At 63.4% G+C, this 16,451-nt stretch carries 14 protein-coding genes; 6 read left to right on the top strand and 8 right to left on the bottom strand.

Translation table 11 applies throughout. The features are described from left to right. The first annotated feature begins 105 nt into the window (after positions 1–105). Positions 106–1,005: a LysR family transcriptional regulator gene (locus tag J1N02_RS31935; RefSeq protein ID WP_027608536.1), complete on the top strand. Its 900-nt coding sequence runs from the start codon at positions 106–108 to the stop codon at positions 1,003–1,005. Here the strand turns inward: J1N02_RS31935 and J1N02_RS31930 are convergent. The 4 genes from J1N02_RS31930 to J1N02_RS31915 are packed head-to-tail and all read right to left on the bottom strand — an operon-like array spanning position 992 to position 7,253. Next, the gene (locus J1N02_RS31930; RefSeq protein WP_098479328.1) at positions 992–3,883 is read right to left on the bottom strand and encodes a bpX6 domain-containing protein; all 2,892 of its coding nucleotides are present in this window, start codon (positions 3,881–3,883) and stop codon (positions 992–994) included. The genes J1N02_RS31935 and J1N02_RS31930 overlap by 14 nt on opposite strands. Continuing rightward, on the bottom strand, positions 3,876–5,702 hold the full coding sequence (locus J1N02_RS31925) for a hypothetical protein (protein ID WP_421148315.1): 1,827 nt from the start codon (positions 5,700–5,702) through the stop codon (positions 3,876–3,878). The genes J1N02_RS31930 and J1N02_RS31925 overlap by 8 nt, the downstream gene beginning before the upstream one ends. Next, the gene (locus J1N02_RS31920; protein ID WP_421148314.1) at positions 5,689–6,135 is read right to left on the bottom strand and encodes a hypothetical protein; all 447 of its coding nucleotides are present in this window, start codon (positions 6,133–6,135) and stop codon (positions 5,689–5,691) included. Before J1N02_RS31920 ends, J1N02_RS31925 begins: the two co-directional genes overlap by 14 nt. Continuing rightward, entirely contained in the window at positions 6,132–7,253 is a 1,122-nt protein-coding gene (locus J1N02_RS31915; protein ID WP_027608540.1) for an AAA family ATPase, read from the bottom strand. The genes J1N02_RS31920 and J1N02_RS31915 overlap by 4 nt, the downstream gene beginning before the upstream one ends. A 93-nt stretch (positions 7,254–7,346) precedes the next feature. Between J1N02_RS31915 and J1N02_RS31910 the strand changes: the two genes are divergently transcribed. The 3 genes from J1N02_RS31910 (at position 7,347) to J1N02_RS31900 (ending at position 10,564) form a co-directional block, all read left to right on the top strand. Continuing rightward, complete coding sequence (locus J1N02_RS31910; RefSeq protein WP_405125708.1) at positions 7,347–7,835, top strand: GFA family protein; 489 nt, start codon at positions 7,347–7,349, stop codon at positions 7,833–7,835. Between the two features lie 94 nt (positions 7,836–7,929). Beyond that, positions 7,930–9,753, top strand: a complete 1,824-nt coding sequence (locus J1N02_RS31905) for a serine hydrolase domain-containing protein (RefSeq protein ID WP_108572893.1) — start codon at positions 7,930–7,932, stop codon at positions 9,751–9,753. A 19-nt stretch (positions 9,754–9,772) separates the two neighbouring features. Beyond that, entirely contained in the window at positions 9,773–10,564 is a 792-nt protein-coding gene (locus tag J1N02_RS31900) for a MipA/OmpV family protein (protein ID WP_108572891.1), read from the top strand. Positions 10,565–10,639: 75 nt separating this feature from the next. Here the strand turns inward: J1N02_RS31900 and J1N02_RS31895 are convergent, their stop codons facing one another. Then, positions 10,640–11,917 (bottom strand): ATP-binding protein, encoded by a 1,278-nt coding sequence (locus J1N02_RS31895; protein WP_027608544.1) that lies wholly within the window; start codon positions 11,915–11,917, stop codon positions 10,640–10,642. Continuing rightward, on the bottom strand, positions 11,918–12,625 hold the full coding sequence (locus J1N02_RS31890) for a response regulator (RefSeq protein WP_065928008.1): 708 nt from the start codon (positions 12,623–12,625) through the stop codon (positions 11,918–11,920). It abuts the gene before it with no gap. A 157-nt stretch (positions 12,626–12,782) separates the two neighbouring features. On the opposite strand from J1N02_RS31890, the gene J1N02_RS31885 reads away from it, so the two are divergent. Then, positions 12,783–13,982 (top strand): MFS transporter, encoded by a 1,200-nt coding sequence (locus J1N02_RS31885; RefSeq protein ID WP_027608546.1) that lies wholly within the window; start codon positions 12,783–12,785, stop codon positions 13,980–13,982. Here the strand turns inward: J1N02_RS31885 and J1N02_RS31880 are convergent. Beyond that, the gene (locus tag J1N02_RS31880; protein WP_027608547.1) at positions 13,938–14,540 is read right to left on the bottom strand and encodes a tRNA-(ms[2]io[6]A)-hydroxylase; all 603 of its coding nucleotides are present in this window, start codon (positions 14,538–14,540) and stop codon (positions 13,938–13,940) included. The two genes, J1N02_RS31885 and J1N02_RS31880, sit on opposite strands and share 45 nt — an antisense overlap. Positions 14,541–14,688: 148 nt before the next feature. Here J1N02_RS31880 and J1N02_RS31875 point away from each other — a divergent pair, with 148 nt between their 5' ends. Beyond that, the gene (locus J1N02_RS31875; RefSeq protein ID WP_027608548.1) at positions 14,689–15,552 is read left to right on the top strand and encodes a universal stress protein; all 864 of its coding nucleotides are present in this window, start codon (positions 14,689–14,691) and stop codon (positions 15,550–15,552) included. Between the two features lie 34 nt (positions 15,553–15,586). Here the strand turns inward: J1N02_RS31875 and J1N02_RS31870 are convergent, their stop codons facing one another. Continuing rightward, positions 15,587–16,057, bottom strand: a complete 471-nt coding sequence (locus tag J1N02_RS31870) for a DUF1289 domain-containing protein (protein WP_027608549.1) — start codon at positions 16,055–16,057, stop codon at positions 15,587–15,589. Positions 16,058–16,451 lie beyond the last annotated feature (394 nt).

Raw genomic sequence — 16,451 nt, 5'->3', positions numbered from 1 at the left:
TTGCTCCCGCTGGACTGCGCAGCAGGCCTGGTTTTTTGCGGCCGCTTCGCGCCCCAACGAGAGCAAGCGCCCTCGCCACAGGTCTTCGCAAGCCTGGAGTTTTGCATGCACTTCGACCTGGCCGACCTGCGCCTGTTTATCCATATCGCCGAATCCCCCAGCCTCACCCAGGGCGCCAGGCGTGCGTTCCTCTCGCCGGCCGCCGCGAGTGCGCGGATCAAGGCGCTGGAAGGCCAACTCGACACGCGCCTGCTGTACCGCGACAGCCGTGGCGTAGAGATCACCCCGGCGGGTGAACGGCTGCTGCACCATGCGCGGTTGATCATGCGCCAGGTGGATTACCTCAAGAGTGAGTTCACCCAATACGGCGTGGATTCCGCCGGGCATATCCGCATCTTCGCCAACACCACGGCGGTCACCGAGTTCCTCCCGGAGGTGCTGGCCGGCTTCCTGTCCCAGCGCCCTGGCGTGACCGTCGACCTGCAGGAGCGCTTATCCCGCGATATCGTGCGCGGCGTGCTGGATGGCACCAGTGACATGGGCATCATCGCCGGCCCCGTGGAGGCGGCGGGTTTGCAGGTGCTGCACTTCAGCACCGACACACTGGTGCTGATGGTGCCCGTCGGCCACGCCTTGGCCGGTCAAGCCTCGGTCACCCTGGAGCAGACCCTGGCCTATCAGCATATCGGCCTGCATGAAGGCAGCACCTTGCTCAGCTTCCTGCGTGAACACGTCGAGCGGCTGGGCAAGCATTTGTCCCTGCGTATCCAGGTGTCGAGCTTCGAGGCGATTTGCCGGATGGTCGAAGCGGGCGTGGGCATCGGCATCATCCCCGAGTCCGCCGCCGTACGGCACAGCCGCACCATGCAACTGGTGGCGGTGACGCTGGATGAGCCGTGGGCGATTCGCGAGCGCAGTATTCTGGTCAGGGAGCTTGAGGCACTGCCCGGCACCATACGGGCATTGATTGCCACGTTGATGCCGGAAACGGTCAATGCAGGGTGAGGTTGTGCTGGCTGGCGTGGTCGAGGTTGATGTGGCTCAAGCGGCCTTGATCATCGAATAACAGCCAGTCCGCCCCCAGGCGCCGCGCCTGGACTTGCGCTTGTGGCCAGTGCAGGCTGACGCAGAGCCGGTCGCTGGCGCGATGAATGAAATGCCAACGGGTCTCTTCTTCCTCCACGCCATAGCGGATCAGCAGCCAGTCCTCGAACAGGAATGGCCAGACCGTTTGATCCCACTCCTCCTCCCGCAGGTTGCCGGGCAAACGATAGCCCTTGCGCGCCCCACCCTGCTTCAGGACGAGGATCGGCGGCCCTTCGCTGTCGTACTTGATCAAGTATTGCGCCGCCTGACCGGTTGCACTGGGTAGCCCGAAATCCGCTTCTATGACATCGATTCCAGGGTCGCGACTGATCAAGCGACGCTCCGGCAAACGATAATGCCAGAGCGCCAGGATCCCGCCCATTTCCAACAGCCAGAGGTATTCGTTGTGCTGATCCGTCTCGAGGGCATGCACCCGTGCCGGTAGATCGCCCACGTGCCATAACGTTTCAAACCCACGATCGACGTCCACCACCCGCAGTTCCCGGTCACGGCCGACGGTCCAGGCAGTGCCGTCAAACACCTTGGCAAATACGTCCAGCGCCAAGACACCAAGGTCCGTGGCCGTGCGGCTTACCAGGTCCAGCTTGCTGATACGCCACAGCCGGTCTCGACGCGTCAGCGCCAAGGCCACTTGGCGGCTGCGGCCGATGACAATCTGCTGCGCCGGCACCGCAAAATGAAACAGCGTCTTGCCCTGCGCATCCACCACCATCGCGCCGGCCTCGCCCAGCCCCAACAGGTAACGCTCATCGTGCAGGGGCACGGCATCCAGGATCGGCCGATTGCCCGCCGCCGGTGCGGACCACTCCAGCGTGCTGCCCACGCGGTCCAGCGACACAACGGCTGGACGTTTCAGCGCCTGGCCCGGCAGGTCCGCCTGAAGCAATTTATCCCGACTCATTTTGACCAGCGCCTGCAACTGATTGAAGTTCAGACGCCCGTGCCCACTGAACTGGTCGGCAAGAATCGCGTGCACGGTAGCGCCTGCCAGCCAGGCCAGGGCCGAGGATTGGGCTTTATGTTCCAGCAATGCCTCGGCCAGGGCGGCGCGCTCGCTGCCGCGCGCGGGGTCGTCACGCACGTCTTCGACCCATTCGCCGTACGCCTCCAGGGTGTCCGGCAGCAGGATGGCGCGCTTGACCAACGCGCCAATGGCCAGGCGCCCACCGGCCGCTTCGGCATTGAGCAGCCATTGCGCGGCGCGTGGGCGTTCAGCCGGCAGACTCCAGATCACATCGACCGCTTGCAGCCACAATCCCTTGGCGATCAACGCTTCGGCCCACTCCAGGCGCAGGCGGTCGGCGGTTTCCGGTGATTTGGCCTGGAGCATCAACACCGCATCGCCGAAGGCATCGTCACGGCGCGCCACCAGCAAGGCGCGCTGCCAGTTCTCGGCCAGGCACAACAGGCGTACGATCACCCCAGGTGGCATATCCCAGGCCAGGGCGAGGTCGGCGGCTTGTTGATAGCGCGCGTGTTTTTCCAGGTAATCGAGGGCCTGCTGACGCTCCTTGAGCAACTCGGCGAGGATAAACACCGCTTCTTCAATGCGCCCGGCGCGGTCCAGGCGCTCATAGGTCTGGCGGTAGACCTGGCGCAGGTGCTCGGTCATCCCCTCTTCGAAGAACATCGAACGGCTTGCCCCGTTCTGCCGGTCCAGGGCCAGGTCCTGGCGGCGTTGGGGCGTTCCAAAGCTCTGCTCGTCACCGGACTGCTCACCATTCAAGGGAATGGCATGGCGCAAGGCTTCTTCGAAATTGCCGTCCTCGAACATCTCAAGCATCCGCCGCACATAAGCAGCCTGACGCTTGCCATACAACGTGGACAAACGCGAATGCAGGGTCAGGCGGGTCAGCCAGCGGCGCCATGCGGCGGGTTTGTGCTGGCGCGGTTCGCTGCGCGCAGCGATGCCTGGGGCGACCGGTGCTGTTGGCGTGCCGGCGACTGGCGTGCGCCCACGCCGCAGCGCTCGGTTCAGGCCCCATAAAAAGCCGGTCAAGAACAGCCCACCGACCAACGTCAAGCCGACCACCGCAAAAACCTGATCGCTGCTCAGCGTCGGCATGGGTGTCAAGGGCGCGTGCTGACCCTGGTTGGCCATCCACAGCACAGCAGTCACCAGCGCAAAGGTCGCGCCAAGCTTGAGTGCCGGGAACGCGGCAGGCTCGCGTGAGCCCCACTCGCTGTTGCCAGGCGCGGTCGCTTTGGCCGGCGGGCTCTTCGGCGCATGGCGCTGACGTTCGATCAGCGCCTGCATCACCCCTTCCCGCTCCGGGCTGACGGGTCCCAGTGCCCCGCCGAGAATCTCACGCACATCGGTGACCCGCAGCGGCGGCACCGGTTCCAGTACCGGTGCATGGCAGTCGAAGGTATCCAACAGTGTGCAGGCGCTGATATCCAGCCACTGCCCAGGCGCCAGCAACTGCGCATCGCGCAACTGCAAGGCCTGCACCTGGCTGCCACGCACCAGCCACAGGTCGGCAGCCGGCAAGGCCCGCAGCTCCTGCGGGTCGAGCAACGCGGAGGACAAACCACGGCCCTGGCGCACCAGCGGCCAACCGACCAGGGTTTCGCACAACACCGATTCAGGCCGCGCGAACTGCAACACATCGCCGTCGGCAAAGCGGTAGGCACGGGCGCCGGGCTGCCAGTATTCGAGGATCAAGCCGGCGCGCTCGTGCAAATCCAAGCGGTCGCTGGAAAACCACAGCCCATCAATGTGTTGATGCCCCGTCAGCAGCGGGCGCCTGATCAGCATTCCGTCCTGTTCAAGCATGCTCACGCTCATGAGTTAACAACGCGACCTGGTTACACAGCACTTGCAGGCGCATGGCACGCTCGGGCACCGAATACACCAACAGTTCACGGGCGCTGGTGATAACGGCGACCAGGCCACTCATCGGGCAGAACGTTGCCCGCGCAATCGCTGCCGAGGTGGTGAACAGCACACGCTGCTGCCCTTCGATATACAAACCGACGGTGTACTGGTTCGGGCCCAGCAGTACCAGCGCGTGCAGTTCCTGGGGGCCAACCTCATGGTGCAGGCCGATGGCCTTCCAGCCGGGGGCCAGGTCGATCTGGGCTTTTTTCGAGGGGAAGCTGTCGTGGGTGACCACGCGCCAACGTTGGCTGCCAAGATTATCGGTCAGCAGTGCACAGCCGCCAAAGTACTGCCGCCAATAGGCGGTGCCTGCAAACAGTACCTGGCTCACGCCATTGGCCGTACCCACCGCGTAACCACCGGACCTCAGCCCATCGCCCGTAGCCGCATACACGACGACTTGCCCGCCTTCACTGCGGGCGTAGGCCAGGGTCAAGGTGTCGACCTGGGCCAGGCCGATGACATTGTCGGTGATGTCGCAGCCCTCACGCGCCGGGGCGCGGAGCACCGCGCCTTGCCAGCAGGCGAGCCGGCCCTTGCTGTCCAGCAGGTAGAGCCGTTCGCTTTTCTGACTGCGCAACCACACCGAGGGCAGGAACGTCGCGGTGCCTGGAGGAAGGTGCAGTCGTTCGGCGGGCGGTTTGTCGATCGGGGCAATGCCCGGTATGTTCCAGAAGCTCAAGGTGTTGTCACTGCTGAGCACAGCGCCCAGGCTGCGGTAGTGAAAGCTCATGCTCAACGCGCGTTGGTGGCTTGACCACAGGCGCCGACGCACCTCGAGGGATTTTTTCTGGTTCCTCGACGGCAGCTTGATCACCACCATTCCGGTTTCATCCAGCATGCGCAGGGCGACATGGCTGCCGGAGCCTGAGATCACCGGCGGCAAGGTCAGGACCACGCGCGGCACCACACCAGTCTTGCTGGCGGGCGGTGCCTTGACCTCGTGATCGAACCGCCCTTTGAGCAATTGCACCGCGTGCTGCGCTTGCGGCATCGGCAGCAACACCCGTCGCGTCTGGCTTGCCTGCAGCTCAAACGACAGGCTACGCCCATCCAGGCTGCGCTTGACCTGGACCCGGTGGCTGCAATGCCTGGCGTCGGCGACCGGCAAGCGTTGCCCGACCATCCAGCATTCACCCACAGGACGATCCTGCGCGGCCATCCAGTCGCGCCAGGCATACCAATGGCTGTCGCTCACCCCTTCATAGGTGCGGGCGTTAAGCAGACGTTTGATCTGTGCAGGCGAATCCAGTTCATGCAACACCGGCGGACCTTGCAGCAGCCCCCAACGCAGCTCGGCGCCCGCCTCTTCGGCACGCCGCGCCAACAGCATCAGCAATGCGATATGCACCAGGCGTGCGGCCCCCAACTGCAAGGGACCGGCGTCGAACAGCACCACTATCAGGCGGTTGGCCTCACGGGCACGGTACTGGGGCGCGAGGAACATATGCTCGCCCCCGACCGCACGGCGAAGAAACTCATCGGGTACCTCCTCTGCCAGCAACCATTCACTGGAGAGCAGACGCTCATAGGGGCCACGGCGTTGCAGGTCGCCCAGGCCATCAGGCTCCGGCACACCGCCTTGTTGCCTGCCCCGCAGTGGGCCGAGCAGCGGGTTGAGACGGCCCAGCAGATCGGCGAACACCGGCAGGTGCTGGGGCGCAAACCATTCCAGCCACTGCCGCCAGGGTTGCAGGGCATCAGGCAGTTGCATCGGGCATCCCCCAGTGAGCAGCGATTCGCCGCAAATGATCGGGGCTGACGGGCAGCAAGCGATCCAGCGGCACCACGGCCTGCGGTTCACGCCACAGCAATAACGGCGAACGTTTGAAGCGTGCCGCCAGGGCCTGGCCCAGCACATCTACCGCAGTTGTCGGCTCCCAACTGGTGGGCAACCACAGCCCTGGCGCGACATCTCCCGGTGCGGCGTAGGCCACCCCGTCGACCCAGGGCAGGTCAACACCGGCGCCGGTAACCACCAGCACTTCACCGCTGGCCGTGGCTTGCAGTCGCGCAGCCTGTTCGTCCGGCAGCTGTAACAAGCGCGCGTGCAGAAGCCGAGCAGCGTCACCCCAGGCGACAGCGGCCTGCGGCTCGGTCGGCACCTGCCGTGGGCGCCAGGTCCATCGCTGCAACGCTGCACTCATGGCGTGGGCGTCAGCAGTCGCGCCAATTGCCCGCGTACCTGTCGCAACGGCTCAGGCAGGGTCTGGCTGTTGAAGTTGGCGTCAATCTCGCGCAGCAGGCCTTCCAGCGCCGGGCTCGCCGGTGGTTCGGTGCGTGCCAGGTAATCTTCGGCGGTTTCCAACAGGCGATTGAGTCGTGACATCGGCTGCAAGGTGGCTTCCTCCACCGCACTGAACAAATGACGGTTGCTGGAGGCGGCAAACAGGTCGCGCAGCACTTCACGACCGTGCTGCTGGGTTTCCTGGGTCGGCAGCACGTACAGCAGCGGCCACAGGTCGGCATCGCTGGCTTCCAGGCGCCCGCCCAGCAAGGCAGCCGCTGCGATCAGCCGTTGAGACTTGACGATGCGCCGGTCCGATAACTGAATGCCGGCTTCACGCAGGCGGCGGATAGCCTGGGCCAGTAACGGACGTACGGTGTTTAGATCGACGCTTTTCAGCGCATGGCCAAGGGTGTCCAACTGGGTCAAACCGAGCAACTGCTGCACCGGCCGCTGTTCCGACTGCCAGCCACCCGCGAGCATGGCCTCCAACTGGTTATCCGGCACCGACTCGACAAACAGGTGCAACAGGAAACGATCGCCGAACGCCGCCAGCGCTTCGTCGTCCGGCAGGCCGTTGGCAGCACCGACACACACGCGCAGCGGGCATTGGATCTGGGTGTGTCCACGGCGAAAGCGGCGTTCGTTAAGCACGCCCAGCAGGGTGTTGAGGATGGCGGTCGAACCGAGGAAGACCTCATCGAGAAAGACGATATCGGCTTCCGGCAGCATGCCGCTGACGTCGGTTTCGACGGTGCCTTCGCGCAGTTTCTTCAAGTCCACCGCACCAAACAATTCCGAGGGTTCGGTAAAGCGCCCCAGCAGGTACTCGAAATAACGCCCGCCCATGGACTGCGCCACACGCCGCACCACGGCACTCTTGGCGGTGCCAGGTGGCCCGATGACCAGGATGTGTTCCTGGGCCACGGCGGCCAATACAATCAGCTCGGCCAGTTGCTCGCGTCCGACCAGGCCTTCGGTGGCCGCACGCACGGCATGGCGAATTTGCGCGGCAGCGCTGTGCAACTGAGCAATCATGGGTGTCTTCCCTGAAACCAAAGCAAGGAATCTTGCCTGAGGCTAAGGTATTAGCAAAGCGTTGTTACATAAACCCAAGAGGAGTCAGCCCCGATGCAGCTTGAGGGATCCTGCCACTGCGGCGCCGTGACGTTCAGCCTCACCAGCGCCCACCCGTACCCTTACCAGCGTTGCTATTGCTCGATCTGCCGCAAGACCCAAGGCGGCGGTGGTTATGCGATCAACCTGGCCGGGGATGCCAATAGCTTGCAAGTGCGCGGGCGCAAACAGATTTCGATCTACCACGCCCGGCTCAAACCCGAGGGCGCCAGCCGTGCCCATGCGAGTAGCGCCGAGCGGCATTTCTGTTCGCAGTGTGGCACTGCGCTATGGCTGTTCAGCCCGGAGTGGCCGGAGCTGATCCACCCGTTTGCCTCGGCCATCGACACGCCGTTGCCAGTACCGCCGGCGCATACGCACCTGATGCTGGGCTCGAAGGCGCCGTGGGTCGAAGTCAGCGTGCGCAAGGGCGACCTGCAGTTTGAGGCATACCCCGAAGAATCCATCGCGCAGTGGCATGAACACCATGGGCTCAGCCGTTAACAGTCTTTGACAGTTTCCCGACAAAGCTCGCAAAGATTGTTGGACGGCCCTTCCCTAGCATTCGAGCATCCAAACAGCCATTCGGGTGCTCCTCATGTTTCGCAGATTGCGCGGTATTCCGCTGCTGGGTTGCCTGCTGGGCAGCCTCGGTTGCCATGGGCAGCCGCCGGCACCGCCGCCCATTCAGAAGGGTGACTACGGCGCCATCATCCGCTACCTGCAAGCCCGCATTCCCCGGGCGATCGCCCAAGAGCATATCGCCGGCCTGTCGATTGCCCTGGTCAATGGCCAGGAGCTGATCTGGGCCCAGGGCTTCGGCCTGGCCGACAAGGCCCGGGGCGTGCCGGTCACGCCCAACACCGCGTTCCGTGCCGGTGGCATTTCCAAGCTGCTCACCGCCACGGCCGCGCTGCAATGTGTGGAACAACAGCGGCTGGCGCTGGATGCGCCGATCCAGCAGACCTTGCGCGAGTTTTACGTGCGCTCGCGCTTTCATGACGACCAGGCCGCCGCCGACCGCGCTGTCACCCTGCGGCGTTTACTCAGCCACCAGTCCGGCCTGCCCAGTGAACACCTGCGTGACCTGCGCAGCACCTACGCCATGGGGCAGATGCCGATGCGCGTGTCGGGGGTTTGGCTGAGCAGCCCGCCAGGCTCGCAGGTGGCGTATTCCAACCTCGGTTATGCCCTGGTGGGCGCAGCCATCGAGCGCAGCAGCGGCAAAAGCTTTGAAGCCCAGTTGCAAAACAGCCTGCTCAAGCCGCTGGAAATGAACCAGTCGAGTTTTGTCGGCACCGCCAGCCAGCAGGCGTTCCGCGCCCTGGGCTACACGGACGGCGTTGCCAGTACCGATGCCCCGGTGCGCGACCTCGCCGCCAGCGGCCTGTGGGCCAGCCCGAAAGACCTCGCGCATTACGTGCACATGCTCTTCGCCCAAGGCGTCTACAAAGGCAACCGCGTGCTGGGCAGCGCTTCGATTGACGCGATGTTCACCCAGCAGAACACCGGCAATGCGCTGGACTTCGATTGCCAGATGGGCCTGGGCTGGTTCCTCGCCCCATGCGGTGACGAACCCGTCGGCCCCGGTATACGCACTTACCAGCACAGCGGTGGTGGCGACGATTTTGCCGCGCAGTTGAGCCTGCTGCCCGACCAGCAACTGGCCGTGATCATCATGGCCAATGACAGCAACGCCGAAGACCTGGTGGCCGGCCTGGCCACCGACACCCTGCGCCTGCTGCTCCAGGCGCAAACCGGCCACGCGGTCTGCGCCGACGACTGCCAGGCGCCCAGCCACGGCCTGAAACTGCGCCACGTACCGGCCGCCATTGACCGCAAGCGCCTGGCCGGCTTCTACGCCACCGCCTGGGGCGTGTTCCGGATCAAGGATGACGATCAGCGGCTGTCGGGCGAGTTGGCCGGCTACACCTTCGAATTATTGCGCGACGACGATGGCTGGTTGCGCGCGCAGAAGAAAGTGCTCGGCTTCTGGTTCAAGGACCTCGGCGAACTGGGCCGCGTGCAACTGGACGTGATCAGCGTGCAAGGCCGCCAGATGCTCACCGCCCGCAGCCACGGCCAGCGCGTGGCTATCGGTGAGCGCATCGAACCGCCGCCCTTGCCCTCGGCCTGGGCCGACACCATCGGCACCTATCAAGTGCTCAACACCCATGAGCCCGACGCGCCCCTGAGCGGCATCAGCGTGCGCCTGGAAGACGGCTTCCTGGTGATTCGCGGCCAACTGCACGACGAACCGCTGACCGACTACATCCTGCTGCCGATCGACAACGCCCATGCCGTCCTCGCCGGTAACGGCTACGGCCTGGGCGATACGGTGAGCCGCCAGATCAACGGTCTCAGCGCTTCGGGCTACGCCTTCAAACGCACTCGAGCCCCTTATAAACCCTTGGCCTTCTAACCCCCATATGGAACCCTTTATGCGCTCAACCCCCCTGTACCTGTCGCTCTCCTCACTGTGCCTGCTGGCCGCTGCCGACCGCGCAATTGCCGAAGACTGGCAATACAGCCTCAAGGCCGGCATGGCCAACGTGCCCCGCTACAGCGGCAGCGATGAACGCATGACCGCGCCGGTGCTGGGCGGCAAAGTCGTCAGCCCCTGGGGGATCTTCCTCGACACCGACAAAGGCCTGGGCTGGGGCTATGAAGGCAACGCCTTGAGCTTCAGCACCTATATCGGTGCCAGCCATTCACGCAAGGACAAGAATCAAAGCCTGCACGCCGGCTCGAAGCGGCTCAAGGGCATGGGCGAGATCAAGGCCCGCCCGCAGGTGGGGGTGAGTGCCAGCTATAACTTGGGTGGCGTGATTGCCGGCGCGACCCTGGAACACGCGCTCAAGGAAGATGACCACAAAGACAGCGGCAAGGCGTTCACCCACCTGGAGCTGAGCCTGGGCACCACGCTCTACGACGGCCGCTACGGATCGGTCGATGCCAGCCTCAACAGTCACTTTGGTGACCGCAATTACCTGCAGACCTGGTACGGCGTGACCACCGACCAGGCCGCGCAAAGTCGCTTCAAGGCCTACAAGGCCGGTGCGGGCAACATCAGCAATGGCATGAATCTGGTGTGGAGCCTGCCGATCAGCGAGCACATCCAGTTCTCGACCCTGCTGGATGTGCAATACCTGGCGGATGACGCGGGCAAGAGCCCGATTGTGGAGCGGCGCTTGCAGACCTCGGTGATGGGGGTGTTGGAATACACCTTTTGACCGGGTAAGCCCGTCAGAAAATGTGGGAGAGGGCTTGCCCCCTCCCACATTTACCTCCCACTGTTCTCCGGATACTTATTCGGCAGACGCCCACGTCATGCGAAACGACGCCCCGCCCCACTCCGAATCCATCACGTGCACGTGCCCGCCATGCCACTGCGACACCCGTTGCACCAGCGCCAGGCCGAGGCCGAAGCCGCCGGTGCGGCGGTCGCGACTGGCATCCAGGCGCATGAAGGGCTGGAAGATCCTGGCCCGGCCTTCCTCGGGCACGCCGGGGCCGTCGTCACACACACGCACTTCGTAGCCCTCGCCGAATTTCACCAGCGACACCTCGACCCGGCGCTCGGCATAACGGATGGCATTGCGCAGCAGGTTGATCACGGCGCGGGCCATGAAGCGCGGTTCGATCTGGATAACGTCGACCTCGCAGGTGCGCAACGACAACTGGATGCCGGCCGCCTCCGCTTCCAGCGCGACGCTGCCGATCACGCTGTCGAGCCAGCTGTGGGCCTCGATGCGCTCGCGGGTGACCTGGGTGGCGCCGCGCTCCAGGCTGGCGTAGGTGAGCAGCTCGGACACCATCTCCTCCAGCTCGCCGAGGTCGGCGTACATATCGGCGATCAATTCGCCCCGCTGGTGCGGGTCGGCCTGTTGCTTGAGCTGGTCGAGTTCGAACGATAACCGTGCAATCGGTGTACGCAGCTCGTGGGACACCGCATTGGTGAGTTCGCGCTGGTTGGCGATCAGGCTTTCGATGCGCTCGGCCATCTGGTTGAAGTGCCCGGCCAGCGCACGCACGGTGGAGCTGCGCGGCAGCAGGATGCGTGAGCCGAGGTCGTTGTCGCCGAAGCGCTGCGCGGCCAGGCGGATATGTTCCAGGTCGCGCCAGTGCGGGCGCACCCAGAAATACAGGACGATGGCCAGGCACAGCCCGAGAAAACCGTAGGCCCACAGGTATAACCACTTGGGCTCTTCCGGCAGTTTGATTTCCAGCAGTTGCGTGCCACCGTCGATGCCCGTGAGAAACTCCATGAAGTCGCCGCGCACCACCAGCAAGCCCTGCTCCAGAAGCTTCTGTTCGCGCTCGGTGAGGGCCTGGGCATCCTTTTGCACCAGCTTCAGGCGCAGTCCGTAGTGGGACTGCAACTCGGCCAGCCGTGCAGCGCGCTGTTCCACGGGCAACGGCCGCAGTTGCTCCACCAAGCCGTATGCCGGGCCACGCATGGCTTCGCGGTTATAGGTCTCGTTGGCTTCGGGGAGCAGTTCGTCGAAGGTGTAGTTGACCAGCCAGATCGCCCCCGCCAGGCCGATCGCCAGAATCACATACAGGCGCAGAAACAGGCGCAGCATCTAGACCTCCCACGCAAACGGATTGAACAGATAACCCTTGCCCCAGATGGTCTTGATGCACACCGGCTCACGGGGGTTGTCGTTGAGCTTGCCGCGCAATTTGCTGATGTACACGTCGACGCTGCGGTTAAGGCCGTCGAAGGCAATGCCGCGCATGCGGTTGAGGATGTCGTCGCGGGAAAGAATCTTGCCCGCGCTGCTGGCCAGCAACCACAGCAGTTCGAACTCCATGGTGGTGAGGTCGATCTGCTCGTCCCCCAGGCTGACCACCCGGCAACTGCGGTCAATCGCCAACCGGCCGAACGCGAGGGCGCCGCGCACCGTCGGCTCGGGCGCCTGGCGACGTTGCAGGGCGCGCAGGCGTGCAAGCAGTACCGGCGGCTTGATCGGCTTGATCACATAGTCGTCGGCACCCGACTCCAGGCCGAGGATGTGGTCCAGGTCGTCTTCCTTGGCTGTGAGGATCACAATGGGGGTATCGGACACCGTGCGGATTTCGCGACACACATGCAGGCCACTTTGGCCAGGCAGCATCAGGTCGAGCACGACAATCTTGGGTTTGAAGTCGAGGAACGCCGCCAGGGCTTCATCGCCACGGTGCACCACGCGGACCTCAAAGCCATGCTGTGACAGAAAATGCGCGATCAGCCCTGCCAGCTTCTCGTCGTCCTCAACGAGCAGGACCTTGCCCAGACCCAGGTTTTCCATAAGTTCTCAGTGTGCAAAGGCGGATTGAAGAGCGGGCATTATAGGTGGCAAGCTGGGCAACTAAAGCAACTGGCCAGTTGGTGCCGACGAAGCTTCATGCTTTTAAGAGTTTTTAACAAATAGCCTGCACTTTTTAACGCCATCCACAGGGAGTTGTATGCGCAAGGATTACCTGGCGTTCTTCGTTTCGCTGTTCCTGTCGCGGCTGGCGGACCAGATCCTGTTGTTTATCGTGCCGCTGATCGTGTTCCAGACCACCCACAGCGTGTCCTGGGCCGGGCTGGCCTTCTTTGTCGAGTCACTGCCGCGCTATCTCGCGTTTCCGGTGTGCGGGGCGTTGTGCGACAAGTATTCGCCGGTGCGCATCCTGCATATCAGCCAGGTTTACCGGGCACTGGCCTGTGTGGTGGCGGTGGCGTTGTATGGGATGTTCGACGGTATCTACTGGCTGGTGCTGCTGTCGGCGTTGTGCGGCGTGCTGACGACCCAGGGCATCATGGCCCGCGAAGTACTGATGCCCCATGTCTTCCAGCAGTACAGCTATGCCAAGACCCTCTCCTACTCGCAGATCGCCGACCAGAGCGGCCTGGTGCTGGGGCCGCTGGTGGCCGCGCTGATGCTGGCGGTGTGGGCCTGGCACTGGGTGGTGCTGGGGATTGCCGGGCTGTTTGTGCTGGCGGACCTGGCGATGCTGGCCTGGCAGCGTAAAACCACGGCAAGCCTGGACACCCATCGGCAGCACCGGGATATCTGGCTGCAACCGCTGCGCATCGCCTTCGGGCATATCCGTCACCTGGCGGAACTGAAGCGGATCATTACCCTGGCGGTCGGTGTGAACCTGATCATCGGGGTGACGCTGGCCACCTCCGCCGCCATGGTCACCGGGCTGTACGCCGCCGACAAGGACACCTATGCCCTGCTGCAGGCGGCCGGCGCGGGGGTGACCATTGCGATTCTGTTTTACCTGGCACGCTCCACCCTGCCCCTGAAAGTGCTGGGCGGACTGTCTTACTCGATGATCGGCGCCGGCGCGTTGATCATGGCGCTCAGTCCCAACCTGTGGGCATACACCCTGGGCTTCCTGCTGGTCACCGGCTTCGACAAGATGTTTAACGTTTACCTGCGCAGCACCCGCCAGCGGGTCATTCCGGTGCAGGACTTCGGCAAGACCGTGGGCGTGATCACCTTGCTCAACAACCTGCCCCAGCCGCTGGCCGGCCTGGTGATTGCACTGCTGGCGGCGCCCTTGGGCACGCAAGCGGTGATCCTGCTGCTGACCGGGATCACCGCCTTGATCGGCGTGGCCGTGGCCTCAGGCTGGCACGCCACTGTGAAAGCGGAACTCGATATCGGGTGATTCGATCAGCTCCTGCTCGGCCGCCCTCACCCGCTCGATCACCTGGGCGATGTCCTTGGCGTCGCCGTACTGGTAGGCCAGCTTCAGGTAACCCTGGAAGTGCCGCGCCTCGCTTTTCAGCAGGCCGAAGTAGAACTTGCCGAGTTCTTCGTCCAAATGCGGCACCAGGGCTTCGAAACGCTCGCAACTGCGGGCTTCGATAAAGGCGCCGACCACCAGGGTATCCACCAGCTTGACCGGTTCGTGGCTGCGCACCACCTTGCGCAAACCGGAGGCATAGCGCCCGGCGTGCAGTTGGCGCAATTCCACCTTGCGCTTCTTGATCAGGCGCATGACCTGCTCATGGTGCACCAGCTCTTCCCGGGCCAGTCGCGACATCATATTGATCAGGTCAACGTGGGCGTGGTACTTGGCGATCAGGCTCAGGGCGGTGCTGGCCGCTTTGAATTCGCAGTTCTTGTGGTCGATCAACAGGGTGTCCTGATCGGCCAATGCGGCCTGCACCCAGGCGTCGGGGGTTCGGCAACCGAGGAATTCGTGGATTTCGGGCAGGTTCATCGGGCTCACGGGCAAAGGATCACAAAAGGCCGCCGATTATACCCACCGCACCGCAGACCACCAGCCACCGGCCTTGATGTGCATCAACATGACGTCTGGCGGGCAGCAACTATAGTTGTTCCACGCCCACCCTTTTGGAGATCCGATCATGCAAGCCATTCGCAGCATCCTGGTGGTCATCGAGCCCGCGCACTCGGAAAGCCTGGCCCTCAAGCGCGCCAAGCTGATCGCCGGGGTCACCGGCGCGCACCTGCACTTGCTGGTCTGCGACAAGAAACACGAGCATTCGGCGCTGTTGAGCCTGCTCAAGGCCGGTTTGCAGGAGGACGGTTACAGCGTGACCACCGAACAGGCGTGGAATGAAAGCCTGCATGACACCATTATCGACGTGCAGCAGGCCGAAGGCTGTGGGTTGGTGATCAAGCAGCACTTTCCCGACAGCCCGCTCAAAAAGGCGCTGCTGACGCCGGCGGACTGGAAGCTGTTGCGCTTGTGCCCGACGCCGGTGTTGCTGGTCAAGACGTCCACGCCTTGGGCGGGCGGGGTGATTCTGGCGGCGATCGATGTGGGCAACAACGACGGGGAACACCGCGAGCTGCATCACGCGATCATCGACCATGGCTTCGACATCGCCAGCCTGGCCAAGGCGCAGTTGCATGTGATCAGCGCCCATCCGTCGCCGATGTTGTCGGCGGCGGACCCGACGTTCCAGCTCAAGGAAACCATCGAGGCGCGTTATCGCGAGCAGTGCAAGGCGTTCCAGGCGGAATTCGATGTGGACGACGCGCACCTGCATGTCGAGGAAGGCCCGGCGGATGTATTGATCCCCCACCTGGCCCACACATTGAAAGCGGCCGTGACCATCATCGGCACCGTGGGGCGCACCGGCATTTCCGGGGCGTTGATCGGCAATACGGCGGAGGTGATCCTGGATGCGGTGGACAGTGATGTACTGGTGCTCAAGCCGCAGACGTTGATGGATCACCTGGAAGAACTGGCGACCAAGGCCTGACGCCGATCCCCCTCCCACAGTTGGATGTGTGTCGTCAGTCAGCGAGCGCGTCTTTCAGGAACCCCGGGGCGATATAGCGCTGGTAATGCGCCTCGGAGAGGATAAAGAACTCACGGTCGATGGCATCGCGCAGTTCCGGCAAGGCCCAGTCGCGAAACTCCGGCAACAGCACCATGCCGTACGCCTCCAGGTTATTGATCACCCGCGCGCCGCGGGCAATCAGCTGGTACGCCCAGCAGTACTCGGACTGGTGCGGCACGAAACGGATCTTGCGTTGCTCCAGTTGGCCGCGCAGGGTCTTGGGGTCGAAAATCTCGAGCTTGCCGGCCATCACCTGCACCAACAGTTGCTCCAGCCGCAGCCAGACCGCACGTTTTTCTTCCTCGTTATAGCCATTCCACTGGATCACTTCGTGGTGGAAACGCTTGCAGCCACGGCACACGAGATCGCCGTAGACCGTGGAGCACAGGCCGACGCAGGGGGTCTTGATGGTTTGGTTGGACATGGGCAACGACACGCAAATCAGCGAAACAGTGCGCCATGTTAGCCCTTTGTCTAAGGTTGATCACCCAGCAAACTTGGTGATGCAACTTACCTTTCGAAATTTTTTGCCGTAGAATCATCCGGCCTTGTAAGGCGCCAATAATCCGCTGGAAGCTGTTTTCAAAGCGTCACGAGCACAGTCGTTCCTTCAGAACGGTGTTGGCGATGGTTATTACCCGGTAGGTAATGATCAGCGCCAACCCTCATCAGCTCCGTTCTGCAGGCGTAAAACTTTGAAAGCAGCTTCTGTAAGGAATGCCGGCAGCGCTGGCTTTGCGGCCCAAAAAGCCCCCGAGCGCATGCGTGCCGTTCATTTCTGGATGAGCGTCCCGTGGGACCACTGATGAGGGTAATAA

The organism is Pseudomonas sp. NFX5, from assembly GCF_049132125.1.
GTDB classification, from domain to species: domain Bacteria; phylum Pseudomonadota; class Gammaproteobacteria; order Pseudomonadales; family Pseudomonadaceae; genus Aquipseudomonas; species Aquipseudomonas marginalis.
The sequence above is the reverse complement of the archived record's forward strand: the minus strand, read 5'-3'. Positions and strand labels throughout refer to the sequence as shown.